Source organism: Agrobacterium sp. RC10-4-1 (assembly GCF_014138475.1).
GTDB lineage: Bacteria > Pseudomonadota > Alphaproteobacteria > Rhizobiales > Rhizobiaceae > Agrobacterium > Agrobacterium pusense.
In genome coordinates this window covers 153730-167208 of record NZ_JACJIT010000002.1, presented here as the reverse complement: position 1 = coordinate 167208, position 13479 = coordinate 153730, and the positions used below count along the sequence as shown (strand labels likewise).

Annotated in this window: 12 protein-coding genes; 6 read left to right on the top strand and 6 right to left on the bottom strand. The window is 60.8% G+C overall.

The features are described 5' to 3' along the window. Nucleotides 1–89 precede the first annotated feature (89 nt). The 6 genes from FHW77_RS05160 (at nucleotide 90) to FHW77_RS05135 (ending at nucleotide 9035) form a co-directional block, all read left to right on the top strand. Nucleotides 90–965, top strand: coding sequence for an ABC transporter permease (locus tag FHW77_RS05160; RefSeq protein WP_004443263.1), 876 nt, complete (start codon nucleotides 90–92; stop codon nucleotides 963–965). Continuing rightward, nucleotides 962–1834, top strand: a complete 873-nt coding sequence (locus FHW77_RS05155) for an ABC transporter permease (protein WP_004443266.1) — start codon at nucleotides 962–964, stop codon at nucleotides 1832–1834. Before FHW77_RS05160 ends, FHW77_RS05155 begins: the two co-directional genes overlap by 4 nt. 21 nt (nucleotides 1835–1855) lie before the next feature. Next, nucleotides 1856–2848, top strand: a complete 993-nt coding sequence (locus FHW77_RS05150; protein ID WP_004443268.1) for an ABC transporter substrate-binding protein — start codon at nucleotides 1856–1858, stop codon at nucleotides 2846–2848. 500 nt (nucleotides 2849–3348) lie between these two features. After that, a complete protein-coding gene (locus FHW77_RS05145; protein WP_004443272.1) occupies nucleotides 3349–4545 on the top strand; it encodes an efflux RND transporter periplasmic adaptor subunit in 1197 nt (398 codons plus the stop codon). 13 nt (nucleotides 4546–4558) lie between these two features. Beyond that, nucleotides 4559–7879, top strand: a complete 3321-nt coding sequence (locus FHW77_RS05140) for an efflux RND transporter permease subunit (protein WP_004443274.1) — start codon at nucleotides 4559–4561, stop codon at nucleotides 7877–7879. Nucleotides 7880–8345: 466 nt separating this feature from the next. Further along, nucleotides 8346–9035, top strand: a complete 690-nt coding sequence (locus tag FHW77_RS05135; protein WP_004443275.1) for a Crp/Fnr family transcriptional regulator — start codon at nucleotides 8346–8348, stop codon at nucleotides 9033–9035. Between the two features lie 68 nt (nucleotides 9036–9103). Here the strand turns inward: FHW77_RS05135 and aidB are convergent, their stop codons facing one another. From aidB to FHW77_RS05105, 6 genes are all read right to left on the bottom strand, one after another. Next, the gene (gene aidB / locus FHW77_RS05130) at nucleotides 9104–9928 is read right to left on the bottom strand and encodes an AidB family quorum-quenching N-acyl homoserine lactonase (protein WP_004443278.1); all 825 of its coding nucleotides are present in this window, start codon (nucleotides 9926–9928) and stop codon (nucleotides 9104–9106) included. 3 nt (nucleotides 9929–9931) lie between these two features. After that, complete coding sequence (ureG, locus tag FHW77_RS05125) at nucleotides 9932–10543, bottom strand: urease accessory protein UreG (RefSeq protein ID WP_004443279.1); 612 nt, start codon at nucleotides 10541–10543, stop codon at nucleotides 9932–9934. Nucleotides 10544–10784: 241 nt separating this feature from the next. Continuing rightward, nucleotides 10785–11456: an urease accessory protein UreF gene (locus FHW77_RS05120; protein WP_004443283.1), complete on the bottom strand. Its 672-nt coding sequence runs from the start codon at nucleotides 11454–11456 to the stop codon at nucleotides 10785–10787. Nucleotides 11457–11459: 3 nt separating this feature from the next. Continuing rightward, a complete protein-coding gene (gene ureE / locus FHW77_RS05115; protein WP_004443285.1) occupies nucleotides 11460–11957 on the bottom strand; it encodes an urease accessory protein UreE in 498 nt (165 codons plus the stop codon). Between the two features lie 150 nt (nucleotides 11958–12107). Beyond that, on the bottom strand, nucleotides 12108–12644 hold the full coding sequence (locus FHW77_RS05110; protein WP_004443288.1) for a peroxiredoxin: 537 nt from the start codon (nucleotides 12642–12644) through the stop codon (nucleotides 12108–12110). Nucleotides 12645–12799: 155 nt separating this feature from the next. Then, on the bottom strand, nucleotides 12800–13468 hold the full coding sequence (locus FHW77_RS05105) for a TIGR02117 family protein (RefSeq protein WP_111814557.1): 669 nt from the start codon (nucleotides 13466–13468) through the stop codon (nucleotides 12800–12802). Nucleotides 13469–13479: the final 11 nt, after the last annotated feature.

The following is a 13479-nucleotide window of genomic DNA, read 5'->3' as shown; positions in this document are numbered from 1 at the left end:
GAGTCGATCTCCCCCCTTGAGGGGGAGATGCCCGGCAGGGCAGAGGGGGGTAAGCCTCACCCTCGGAATGAGCAGCGGAGCAAAACCCCATGACCCTCCTCCGCCACCGCGTCCTCCCCACCCTCACCGTCCTCCTCGCCATCCTCATTCTCTGGCACCTCGCCGTCATCTACCTCAACATGCCCTTCGCCCGCGACCAGGCCACCCGCGCTGGCCAGTCACCGGGCTTCCTCGAACTCCTGCCGCAAACCTTCGCGCAGGAGCGCCCGGTCCTCCCCGCCCCGCATCAGATCATCGCGGAACTCTGGGATACCACCGTCAACAAGGCCGTCACCTCCAAGCGCAGCCTCGTCTACCACGCCGGCATCACGCTTTCGGCTACGCTGCTCGGTTTCGCCATCGGCGCGGTGCTGGGAATCCTGCTGGCGGTCGCGATCATCCATAACCGCGCCATGGACCGCTCCGTCATGCCGTGGATCATCGCCAGCCAGACGATCCCCATTCTCGCCATCGCACCAATGATCATCGTTGTCCTGAACTCCATCGGCATTTCCGGGCTGCTGCCGAAGGCGCTGATCTCGACCTATCTCTCCTTCTTCCCCATCGTTGTCGGCATGGTGAAGGGCTTGAGAAGCCCCGAAACACTGCAGCTTGACCTGATGCACACCTATAATGCCTCACCGGCGCAGATCTTCTGGAAGCTGCGCTGGCCCGCCGCCCTGCCCTATCTCTTCACATCGCTGAAGATCGCCATCGCCATCGCGCTTGTCGGCGCCATCGTCGGTGAATTGCCGACAGGCGCTGTTGCGGGTCTCGGCGCGAGACTGCTCTCCGGTTCCTATTATGGCCAGACGGTGCAGATATGGGCGGCGCTGTTCATGGCAGCCGGCGTCGCCGCCATTCTGGTGTCGATCATCGGCATCGCCCATGCCGCTGTCCTCAAGCGAATGGGAGCACGGCCATGACCAACCCCGGCTGGTTTATCGGCGCTATCCTTTTCTGGCTTGCGGCCTGGGCCTTCAACGAATGGCTGGTACGCCATGCCTTTATTTCCCAGAGCGCGAAACGCATAAGCCGCCTCGCCGTGCCGCTGCTGTTCGGCCTTGCCATTCTGGTTCTCTGGGAAGGGGTGGTCCGCGGATTTTCCGTGCCGCCCATCCTGCTGCCGGCGCCGAGCGCCATTCTCGCCCGCCTTCTCGGCTCGCTGCCGGTCCTCTGGGCGGATTTCCGCCAGACCTTCATCAAATCCGTACTGACGGGTTATGTCCTTGGCTGCGGCCTCGGTTTCCTCGTCGCCATCCTCATCGACCGCTCGCCTTTCCTGCAACGCGGTCTTCTGCCCATCGGCAATTTCGTCTCCGCCCTTCCGGTCGTCGGCGTGGCACCCATCATGGTGATGTGGTTCGGTTTCGACTGGCAGTCGAAAGTCGCCGTCGTCGTCATCATGACCTTCTTCCCGATGCTGGTGAACACGGTGCAGGGGCTTGCCGCCGCCAGCCACATGGAGCGCGACCTGATGCGCACCTATGCTGCCGGCTGGTGGCCGACGCTGATAAAGCTGCGCCTGCCCGCCGCCTGGCCATTCATCTTCAACGCGCTGAAGATCAACTCCACGCTCGCCCTGATCGGCGCCATCGTCGCGGAATTCTTCGGCACGCCCATCGTCGGCATGGGGTTCCGCATCTCGGCGGAAATGGGCCGCAGCAATGTCGATATGGTCTGGGCCGAGATTGCCGTGGCGGCGCTCGCAGGTTCGGGCTTTTACGGTCTTGTGGCGCTCGCAGAACGGGCCGTCACCTTCTGGCATCCGTCCGTCCGTGGGGGACGAACGTAAATAACGAAAAAGGGAACAGCGATGAAAATGAAACTTGCATCCATGCTTCTTGCCGGGGCGTCACTGCTGACCGCATTTAGCGCTCAGGCCGCCGACAAGATCACCCTGCAGCTGAAATGGGTCACCCAGGCGCAGTTCGCCGGATATTACGTCGCCAAGGACAAGGGCTTTTATGAAGCCGAGGGCCTCGATGTCGACATAAAGCCCGGCGGCCCGGATATTGCGCCCGCGCAGGTTCTGGCCGGCGGCGGGGCCGACGTCATCGTCGACTGGATGCCGTCTGCGCTTGCCACGCGTGAAAAGGGCGTGCCGTTGGTCAATATCGCCCAGCCATTCAAATCGTCGGGCATGATGCTGACCTGCCTGAAAGAAACCGGCATCAAGAAGCCTGATGATTTCAAGGGCAAGACGCTGGGCGTCTGGTTCTTCGGCAATGAATATCCATTCCTGTCGTGGATGGCGCACCTGAAAATTCCGACCACCGGCGGCGCCGATGGCGTTACCGTGCTGAAACAGGGCTTCAACGTCGATCCGCTTTTGCAGAAACAGGCCGCCTGCATTTCCACCATGACCTATAATGAATATGGACAGGTCCTCGATGCCGGTATCAAGCCTGATGACCTCGTCACCTTCAAATATGAAGACGAAGGCGTGGCGACGCTGGAAGACGGGCTCTACGTTCTCGAAGACAAGCTGAAGGACGCCAAGTTCAAGGAGGACATGGTCAAATTCGTCCGTGCCTCCATGAAGGGCTGGAAATGGGCCGAGGAAAACCCTGACGAGGCCGCCGATATCGTTCTCGAAAACGACGCCTCCGGCGCGCAGACCGAAAAGCACCAGAAGCGCATGATGGGCGAAGTGGCAAAGCTGACGGCCGGCTCGAAGGGCGCTCTCGACAAGGCGGATTACGAGCGAACGGTGAAGACCCTGCTCGGCGGCGGCTCCGACCCCGTCATCACCAAGGAGCCCTCGGGCGCATATACGACCGAAATTACCGACGCTGCGTTGAAGTAGGCGCAGGCGAAAAGATTGTATCGCGCGGCGTTGACCGCGCGATTTTCTTGAATGACAACCTCTCTTCCGTCATGCTCGGGCTTGACCCGAGGATCTACCGACATTTCGATTGCGGCGATGTGCCTGGATCCGGGTCAAGCCCGAGGATGACGGGGTATTAAGCGTTCTCAGAATTCCAGGCCGCGTCACGCATTGGTAACCCATCAAATCAATTACAACACCTCGACCTATACAAAAATGTATATCAACCCTCGCGGCTATGCGGATTGATTTGCACGACAACAAGAATTACAGTCCCGCCCACAAGACTGCCAAATTTGATCTTGTAGAAAAAGCACAGGGCAAAGGTGCTTGAGATTCGCGTTGAGGGGCGTTCGAATCGGGAGGATCGAAAAGGGAGTATTGTGATCCCTTGTTTCACATTCGCCATCGCATGACCTTTTAAGATACGGGCCGTAGCCTGCAGGACATGTGAGCGGATATTGCGCGAGCCAAGACATATGCAGCATAAAGTCACGTTTAACCGCATTCTTTTCCTTCTTCTTCTGTCCGCAACGGCGCTTCCCCTTCCAGCAGCCGCGGAGGGAGAGGCACAGGCGCCGGTGAAACAGCAGAACGTGCCCTCGATCATCGTCGCGCATGTCGCAAAGCGCGACCTCGTGGACCGTGTTATTGCGACAGGCACAATCCGCCCGGTGGACGAAATCTACGTCCAGCCCCTGGTCGACGGCCTGTCGATCGACACCTTGAACGCCGATATCGGCGACCGGGTGGCGGCGAATGCGGTTCTGGCCGTCCTGTCCTCCGATAGCCTCGTCCTGCAAAAGAGCCAGCTCGAAGCCAACAAGGCCAAGGCCGAAGCTTCCGTCACCCAGTCCAAGGCGCAGGTGCTGGAGGCGCAGGCCAATCTGGCCGACGCCCTTCGCCAGCGCGACCGCGCCGCCAAGCTCAGCCAGACCGGTTCAGGCTCCATTTCCGAAACGGAAAAGACCGAAGCCCTCGCGCAGGTGGCGCAGGCTCGCCTCGATGCGGCCAAGCAGGCCGTTTCCGCCGGCGAAGCCGACATCAAGGTGGTTGACGCGCAGATCGCCGATATCGATCTCAAGCTCACGCGCACCGGCGTGAAAACCCCGGTCGCCGGCATCGTTTCAGCCAAGAACGCCAAGGTGGGCGCGATTGCCAGCGGCGCCGGAAACCCGCTTTTCACCGTCATCAAGGACGGCGCCATCGAACTTGTTGCCGATCTTTCCGAAACCGACATTCAAAACGTGAAAGTCGGCCAGAAAGCCTATTTGACGGTTGCTGGCGGAAGAGCGAAAATAGAAGGCAAGGTGCGCCTCGTTTCGCCGACCGTCGATCCGACGACGCGCCTCGGTTCCGTGCATGTGGTGCTGCCGGAAAACAGCCCGGCGCGATCGGGCATGTATGCCAGCGCAGAGATCGTGATCGAGGAGACGAACGCGCTCGCCTTGCCGCTCTCGGCTGTCACTTCCGGGCGTGAAGGCTCGACCGCCCGCAAGGTGGAGGGCGACGTCGTCAAGCAGGTGAAGATCGAGACCGGCATAGAAGACGGTGGATTCATCGAGATCGTCAGCGGCCTTGCCGCTGGAGACAAGGTTGTCGAGAAAGCTGGAGCATTCGTGCGTGATGGTGACCGGATAAGACCGGTGGAAGCCCAGACGGCTGCGTCCAACTGACTGAGGGAATGAAATGAACTTCTCCGCATGGTCAATCCGTAACCCGATTGCGCCGCTTCTCGGCTTCGCGCTTTTGATGATGCTCGGCATGCAGGCGTTCAATACGCTGCCGATCACACGTTTCCCGAATATCGACGTGCCCGTCGTCGCCGTCACCGTGACCCAGAGCGGGGCTTCGCCCTCCGAACTGGAGATGCAGGTGACGAAGGAGATCGAGGACGCCGTTGCCGCCATCAGTGGCGTCGACGAAATTCAGTCCACCGTGGTCGACGGCCAGTCGACGACAACGGTCGTGTTCCGTATCGAAAAACCGACGGAAGAAGCGGTTCAGGACACCAAGGACGCCATCGACAAGATCCGCAGCGATCTTCCCTCCGATATCGAAGTGCCCGTCGTCAGCAAGATCGACGTCGAGGGACAGGCGATCCAGACCTTCGCCGTCTCTTCGCCGAACATGACGCTGGAGGAACTGTCCTGGTTCGTGGATGACACGATCAAGCGCTCGCTGCAGGGCCAGTCCGGCATCGGCAAGGTCGACCGTTACGGCGGCGCGGACCGCGAGGTGCGCGTTTCGCTCAGCCCCGAAAAGCTCGATGCCTATGGCATCACCGCGACAGAGGTGAACAGCCAGCTGCGCGGCACCAATATCGACCTCGGCTCCGGCCGCGGCCAGGTGGGCGGCAACGAGCAGACCATCCGCACGCTGGGCGATACACGCGATGTAAGCCAGCTTGCCAACACCACGATTGCGCTTTCCAACGGCCGCTTCGTCAAGCTTTCCGAACTCGGCACGGTTACGGACACATATGAAGAGCAGAAGTCCTTCTCGCGCTTCAACGGCAATCCGGCCGTCACCTTTGCGGTGTTCCGCTCCAAGGGCGCGAGCGAGGTTTCGGTCGCCGAAACCGTCGCGCAAAGTCTCGATCAGGTCCGCAAGGACCACCCCGATGTCTCGATCGAGATGGTCGATGACGCCGTCTATTTCACCTATGGCAACTACAAGGCCGCACTAGACACGCTGATCGAAGGCGCGATCCTCGCCGTTATCGTGGTCCTTCTCTTCCTCCGGAACTGGCGCGCGACACTGATCGCCGCCGTGGCGCTGCCGCTTTCCGCGATCCCGACCTTCTGGATCATGGATATCATGGGCTTTTCGCTCAACCTCGTCAGCTTCCTCGCGCTTACGCTCGCCACGGGTATTCTCGTGGACGACGCCATCGTGGAAATCGAGAACATCGCCCGACATATCAAGATGGGCAAGACGCCCTATCGCGCGGCCCTCGAAGCAGCCGATGAAATCGGGCTTGCCGTCATCGCGACCAGCTTCACCATCATCGCCGTCTTTGTGCCCGTCTCGTTCATGCCGGGTATTCCGGGCCAGTACTTCATCCAGTTCGGCCTCACTGTCGCCTTCTCGGTATTCTTCTCGCTGGCAGTGGCCCGTCTCATCACACCCCTGATGGCGGCCTATCTGATGCGCGCCGAAGACGCGATGGACGATCACCACGACAATGACGGCAGGCTGATGAAGGCCTATACGCGCATGGTGACCGCCACCACGCGGAAATGGTGGGCGCGTTATCTCACGCTATTGGGAGCGATTGCCTTCCTCATCGCCTCAGTGATGCTGTTGAGCCAGGTCCCCGGCAGCTTCCTGCCGCCTGATGACGCCTCGCGTGTCACCCTGTCCGTTGAACTGCCGCCCAATGCGACGCTGGATGAGACCGACCGCACGACGACGCAGATCTACCAGGCGATCCGTGACATCAACGGCGTGGAAAGCGTCTTCATCCTCGGTGGTGCTTCGCCCAAGGGGGACCTGGAGCTGCGCCGCGCCACCGTCAATGTCATCCTTGAGCATATCGATCACTCACTGCTGAAAACGCTCGTCAACAAGGGGCTCGGCTCCATTCCGCTCATCGGCCAATATCTTCCCAAGCTGGAGGAGAAGGGCCGTACACGTCCGCAATGGGATGTCGAGCGGGATATTTTCGCGCAGGTGCGTGGCATTGCGGATGTTCGCATCATCAAGCTGAACGACCGCGCGGAACGCGAGCTTTCCTTCAACTTCCTTTCAACCAACGAGAAGGATCTGAACGACGCCGTGGGCATTCTCGAAAGCCGCCTGCGCGCTTCGCCCATCCTTGCCAATGTCAGTTCGGAAGGCGCTCTGCCCCGTCCCGAACTGCAGATCCGCCCGCGCAAGGATGAGATCGCCCGCCTGGGCATCACGCCGCAGCAGATTTCGCAGACCGTGCGTGTCGCCACCATCGGTGATATCGATGCGCAGCTCACGAAAATCTCGCTGGATGACCGGCAGATCCCGATCCGCGTGCAGGCTTCGCTCGATACCCGCCGCGATCTCGCCACCATCCGCGCCTTGAAGATCAAGACCGCCTCCGGTTCGCTGGTGCCGCTCTACAGCGTGGCCGATATCGATTACTCGGAAGGCCCGAGCTCGATCAAGCGCAACGACCGCAACCGCGTCGTCTCCATCGGCTCGGATGTGCCTTTCGGCACGGCGCTCGATACGTCGACGGCCGAGTTCAAGCGCATCGTTTCGGAAACCAACCTGCCGGCAAGCGTTCGGCTTGCCGAAAGCGGTGACGCCAAGGTGCAGGGCGAAATGCAGCAGGGCTTCGTCAACGCCATGCTGCTTGGCCTGATGCTGGTGCTGGTCGTGCTCATCCTGCTGTTCAAGGATGTCATCCAGCCCTTCACAATCCTGTTCTCGCTGCCGCTTGCCATCGGCGGCGTGGCAGTCGCGCTCATCATCACCCAGAACGCGCTCTCCATGCCGGTTCTCATCGGCATTCTGATGCTGATGGGCATCGTGACCAAGAACGCCATCCTGCTGGTGGATTTCGCCATCGAAATGCGCCGTCACGGCATGGAGCGGGTGCATGCCATGGTGGAGGCCGGCCGCAAGCGCGCCCGCCCGATCATCATGACCTCCATCGCCATGTCGGCAGGCATGTTGCCCTCCGCGCTCGGCGTCGGCGAAGGCGGTTCGTTCCGCGCACCGATGGCGATTGCGGTCATCGGCGGCATCATCGTTTCCACGGTGCTGTCGCTGATCGTGGTGCCGGCCTTCTTCCTGATCATGGACGACCTGTCGCGTCTGCTCGCCCACCTCTTCGGCCGTTTCGTCGGCAAGAAGGAAGAGGAGGAAGAGGCCCTCTCCAACGAGAAACTCTCGGAGATCGCCCGCGAAAACAGCCTCGCGCTTTCCTCGCTGGAGGCACGGGTGGCCAGTATGGAAAAGGGCAGCGGCGACAAGGCCGCGGACAAGGGCAGCAATATATTGCGACTGCCGCCGCTTGCCGCCGAGTGAGTGCTGCAGCTTGAAGATTGAGACGCCGGGTCATGTGCCCGGCGTTTCCATATACTTTGGGAGAGCACGACATCGCGGATCGTTTCTTCTCCCCGCCGGGGAGAAGGTGGTCCGAAGGGTCGGATGAGAGGGCAAGCTCTCCTGATATCTCGACCCTCGCCCCCTCATCCCGCTGCCGCGGACTTCTCCCCCTCGGGGAGAAGAAATATGCCGCATGCGCTCGCTCCATATTTCCCTTGTGATTGGAAGCATGAGCAGCCCCATCATTTCCTTCCTCACAACGGCCGCACCCCCGTTTGATCGAAATCAATTCGCTTTCCACCTGAACTGCTAGTCTCCCTCGCATCGGGAATTGCCGGTCGAGGAAAATGCGATGAGTTCAGTGCAGATGGGCGTGAGGGGCAAGGAACATCCCCGGTTTCGTATCGCTTCGGACAGCCCGGCAAAAGGTTTGAGCGGGAGCCGAATGGACGTGAACAAGACCGTGAAGCTGAGCAACAGGGACAGGAACATTCTGCTGCGTGCGCCCTTGATCGGGATCGCGGATGACGCGGTGGCGCTGAAGCTGATGGAGGCGGCGACCATTGCCAATGTGAATGCCCGCCATGTGCTTTTTAAGGAAGGCGAACTGGCCCAGCATTTCTATTGCGTGCTGTCGGGTTATGTCAGGCTCTACCGGCTGGACAGGCACGGGCGCGAAGCGGACGTGCGCGTCAGCGGCCCCGGCGATACCTTCAATGAATGCCTGATCTTCGGTAGCGACACCTATCGTTACAGCGCGCAGGCGGCGGAAAGCTGCACCGTGGCGCGTTTCGAACTCACCAGGCTGCGCAGCCTGATCGATCAGGAACCGGCCATCGCCAAGGCCGTCATGCGCTGCCTGTCCAACAGCCTGCTGGCCGCCATGGACTGCGTTGCCAATGACCGCCTGCAGACGGCACCGCAGCGTGTCGCCCATTACCTCATCAATCAGGGCCCGCGCGACGCGACATCCTTCTCGCTGCGGTTGCCGTTCCAGAAAAGCCTGCTCGCCGGTAAGCTCGGCCTTGCGCCGGAGGCCCTCTCCCGCGCTTTCTCCACCCTGAAAAAGTCCGGCGTCACGGTGCGCGGTCGCATCGTCCAGGTCAATGACGTGGCGGCGCTGAAACAGATCTGAAAATACGGGGAGAGGACGAAGGGCGGGAGGCCATCAGGCATTCCGCCCTTCGGGGTATTGCACGGAAGTCATCCAGGCTGCGGTATAAAACCGAAACTGTCGCCCCGCCGCTCGACCGTAAAAAAGCCGCCGAGATGGCCGCCGGACACCAGCCAACCATGGTCAGCCGCCGCCGACAACGCTTCGAGACGCGTCGCGTGGGCGAGTTCGGAATCGATATCATAGACAAAAGCAATTCCGGGATCGGCCGCCTGCATGTCCCCGACATGCAGCACATCGCCCCATAACATCAACCGCTTATCGTCTCTTCCTATGAGGTAAGCCATCTGTCCGGGCGTATGACCGGGCACCGCGATTGCCTCTATGTCCTCGGCAACCGTCCCCACCGAGATCGGCCGCAACATCGCGCCGCAAATATCGATCAGGCGGGCAGCCAGATCGAAACCGCCCTGCCGGGCGGGTGGCAATGCCTCTCGCGCCTCTGCATCGGTGAAAAAGGCAAGATCGGCCTCCGGCACCCATATCTCCGCCTTGGGAAAATAAGGCCGGTCGCCATCGATGAGGCCCAGCGCGTGGTCGCCATGAATATGGGTGAGGATGACACGGCTGACATCATCGGGCTGGATACCGGCGGCAATCATAGCCGCACGGGCATGGCCATAGGCCTCGCCCCAGGCCGTGCCGCAGCCTGCATCGATCAGCCAGATGCCCTCAGGTCCCGAAAGCGTGAAGCAGTTGACGTCCATATCCACTGTTTCGCCGTGATGGCCGGCAAAGGCCGCAGCCAGCGCTTCGGCACCCTGGCGGTGAATGAGATGGCTGACCGGTGCCTTGTAGACACCGTCGACAAAACGGGAAACTTCGTAAGCGCCGAAACGGCGGGGCATCGTCATTATTCAGAGACCGCCCTGCTCTTTCAGGAAACCGACGATGCGGTCCACGCCATCGCCCCGTTTCATGTCGGTAAAAACAAAGGGCATGGCGTTGCGCATGCGCGTCGCATCGCTGTCCATGACAGTCAGATCCGCGCCAACATAAGGCGCAAGGTCCTTCTTGTTGATGACGAGCAGGTCCGAACGGGTGATGCCCGGCCCGCCCTTACGGGGAATTTCCTCGCCCTGGCAGACGGAAATCACATAGATGGTGATATCGGCAAGATCAGGCGAAAAGGTCGCCGCGAGGTTATCGCCACCGGATTCGATGAAAACCACGTCGAGATCGGGAAAGCGCTGGTTGAGCCCGGCAATCGCCTGCAGATTGATCGTGGCATCTTCGCGAATGGCCGTATGCGGGCAACCGCCCGTCTCCACCCCGACGATCCTTTCGGAAGGCAGCGCCTGCATGCGCACCAGTGCCTCGGCATCTTCCTTGGTATAGATATCATTGGTGACGACGGCGACCGAATAATCGGCGCTCATCGCCTTGCAGAGCTTTTCCGTCAGCGCCGTCTTGCCGGAACCCACCGGCCCGCCAATCCCAACGCGCAGCGGACCATTACCCGATTTCATCACTCTGTTCCCTTCACTATGCTGTGGTCCAATCTTACGACAACCACTCAAATTACAGCTCAAATATACGCAAGGATCGTGCCACTTGTTTCTTCTCCCCGCCGGGGAGAAGGTGGCCTGAAGGGTCGGATGAGGGGTCTAGCTCTCCGGATATCTCTACCGGAGCCCCCTCATCCCGCTGCCGCGACCTTCTCCTCGGCGGGGAGAACAAACAAGTGGCACGCGCTCGCTCCCGTCGCTTTCACGACCGGAAAAGCCGGGTCCCCTGTGTTTCATGACGCATCGCCGCCGTATCGGCGATGATCGTGGCGCTGCCGAGGTCATCAAGCGTGGACTGGACGGCCCGTGCCGCCACCTCGGCAATCCCCGCCTCGCTTGCAGCCAGAATGGCAACGCCATCTTTCTGGCCCGCGACGCTGAGACGGATACCGGCAGAAACGATCTGTGAAACACCTGCATGCAGAAAGGCGGCAAGCGTCTCGCGCAGCGGCACGCTGTGGCCAGCGGCCACAGCGCCTATGGCGACGGGATAGGGAGCCTCTTTCGGCAACAGCTCCAGAACCTCGTGCGGCCAGGCGCTGGCGGCGGAAACGAAGGCGTCCCCCAGAAGCACTGTCTCCCGATAACGCTCCGCCGAACCGGCGAGCGCGCGGCCAAGATCAGCGGTTTCGCCGAGTGCTGCGGCATCCTGCGAGCATCGCCAGGCATCTGCCAGAAAAACCGCGTCGTTCCACAGGCTGCCGTGGTGCAGCAGCGTTTCCACCCAGCCGCTCAACTCGGCGGCATCACGCACACGCCCGTCCTCCACCGCCTTTTCCAGCCCGCCCGAATAGGAAAAGCCGCCGACAGGAAACGCCGGCGACATCCAGGCCATCAGGCGCAGCAGCGCGGCGACGCCGCTTTCCCCGCTCACGCCTCAGCCGTGATCATGATGGTGGTGGCCATGCCCGTGCCCGTGATCATGGCCATGCGAGTGGCCGCCATGGGCGTGATAAGCGCCGCGCGCCGGCTGAAACGGCTCTTCCACCTCGCGCACTGTGGCGCCCAGACCTTCCAGCATGGCGCGAATGACATGGTCACGCAGGATGAGAATACGCTCCTCCTCGATCTGCGCCGAAAGATGCCGGTTGCCCAGATGCCAGGCGAGCTCGATCAGGTGAAGGCGGTCCTTTGCCTTGATTTCGAACAGCTTTTCATCCGCCGCACGAACCTCGATCAGATCGCCGTTTTCGACCACCAAAAGGTCGCCATGAGCAAACAGCACGGCTTCCTTCAGGTCCAGCATCACCATCTCGTCATTCTGCAGATGCAGAAGCTTGCGGCGCAGATGCCGCTGGTCATGCGCCAGCGTGACATAGCCGGAGGGCTCGTCGGCAGGGGTTCCGGCCGGGTGATAGGAGGTGACGCGCAGCATGGGATGATCCGTTTCAGAAACAGTCTTTGGGGGTCTGATTTTTGACGGATAGGCGGGGGGATTTCAAGGTGTGTTTTCAGGGCGGCAATGCCTCGGAAAACAAAAAGCCCGGCATCGCTGCCGGGCCTTTCTCAAACAACAAAACCAAAATCAGGCCGCAGCGCGGCTTTTCAGGTTTTCCAGAATGTTCTGCGGCGAGGAAACGCCGTAGGGGTCGCTATCGCAATTGTCCGAATAGCCCTCTTCCTCGAACCACTGCTCGACGACGCCATCGTTGATGACGGCGGCGTAACGCCAGGAGCGCATGCCGAAGCCGAGATTGTCCTTGGCGACCAGCATGCCCATCTTGCGGGTGAACTCGCCCGAACCGTCAGGAATGACCTTGACGTTTTCGAGGTTCTGACCCTTGGCCCAGGCGTTCATGACGAAAGCATCATTGACCGACAGGCAATAGATTTCATCAACGCCGAGCGCACGGAACTCGGCTGCGAGTTTTTCGAAATCAGGAAGCTGGTAGGTCGAGCATGTCGGCGTGAAAGCGCCGGGCAGCGAAAAGAGGACGACCTTCTTGCCCTTGAAATAATCGTCGGAGGTCATGTCCTGCCAACGGAAGGGGTTCGGGCCGCCAACGGCCTCATCGCGAACGCGCGTGCGGAAGGTTACGGCGGGCACTTTTTTGCCGAGCATGTCTTGTCTCCTGTTCTGGCGTTTTGCGAGGCATCGCTTGGGATCGATCCGCGCGGAATTCTTTTGCCGTTTCCATAGCGCAAGACGCGCTGCGGTGCAGCATAAAAATGGGATTCCAGCCACCAAATGCGCGAAATGCCGCACGGAATTGGGGATCAATTGTGCAGGTCTATCGACCAGCGCAACAGCGGCGGCAAGGGCGTCCACCAACCGGTTTGAACGCCCGCTTCCCGCAACATCGCGGCTGACCACGTGTTACAGCCGGCGAACGCATTGAACTGGCCATTCGCCTCGAAAAAAGCGTCCGTCAGGCCGTAGCCAGCACCGGGTACCGGCCTGACACCGTCATCGTTTCCGGCAAAACTCGCCCGGATGCCCGCGACGAGACGCTGATAACCCGCTTCGGAAATTCGAAGCCGTTTCACTCCGGCGAGATCAGCGGGAAAATCACCTGTCACATCCACATGCATGACGGAGCTGTCCAGCGTGAAAGAGCGCAGAACCGGCATCGGTTTCAAATCGGCCCAGGTGGGCGTCTGAATGTAAAACGAGCGGCCGCCCCAGCCGAACACCAGATAGGCCGCAGCTGGATGATTGACCGCGATCCCACCCTCCTGCAACGCGGCAAAGACCCGCCGCAGATCGTCATCAACCGGCAGGGCGATATCGGTGTGGATCGGGTTGGATAAGAGCATGATTTCCCTGCTCTTTTCGCCTTCACCCACCTGCTCGGCGAAAAACGGGCGCGGCGCAACCGTGCCCAGCACAAGAAGCAGGAGGAGCAGCAGCAGGCCGCCGCCGATCCATCGTGTGAGGCGTCTCAAGAGCGCCTGCC

Excerpts from the sequence above, each read along its gene's own strand:
- FHW77_RS05110 (WP_004443288.1), bottom strand. The coding sequence starts at position 12,644 with ATGCTCGGCAAAAAAGTGCCCGCCGTAACCTTCCGCACGCGCGTTCGC.
- FHW77_RS05160 (WP_004443263.1), top strand. The coding sequence starts at position 90 with ATGACCCTCCTCCGCCACCGCGTCCTCCCCACCCTCACCGTCCTCCTC.
- FHW77_RS05155 (WP_004443266.1), top strand. The coding sequence starts at position 962 with ATGACCAACCCCGGCTGGTTTATCGGCGCTATCCTTTTCTGGCTTGCG.
- FHW77_RS05140 (WP_004443274.1), top strand. The coding sequence starts at position 4,559 with ATGAACTTCTCCGCATGGTCAATCCGTAACCCGATTGCGCCGCTTCTC.
- aidB (WP_004443278.1), bottom strand. The coding sequence starts at position 9,928 with ATGACGATGCCCCGCCGTTTCGGCGCTTACGAAGTTTCCCGTTTTGTC.
- ureG (WP_004443279.1), bottom strand. The coding sequence starts at position 10,543 with ATGAAATCGGGTAATGGTCCGCTGCGCGTTGGGATTGGCGGGCCGGTG.
- FHW77_RS05135 (WP_004443275.1), top strand. The coding sequence starts at position 8,346 with ATGGACGTGAACAAGACCGTGAAGCTGAGCAACAGGGACAGGAACATT.
- FHW77_RS05145 (WP_004443272.1), top strand. The coding sequence starts at position 3,349 with ATGCAGCATAAAGTCACGTTTAACCGCATTCTTTTCCTTCTTCTTCTG.
- ureE (WP_004443285.1), bottom strand. The coding sequence starts at position 11,957 with ATGCTGCGCGTCACCTCCTATCACCCGGCCGGAACCCCTGCCGACGAG.
- FHW77_RS05150 (WP_004443268.1), top strand. The coding sequence starts at position 1,856 with ATGAAAATGAAACTTGCATCCATGCTTCTTGCCGGGGCGTCACTGCTG.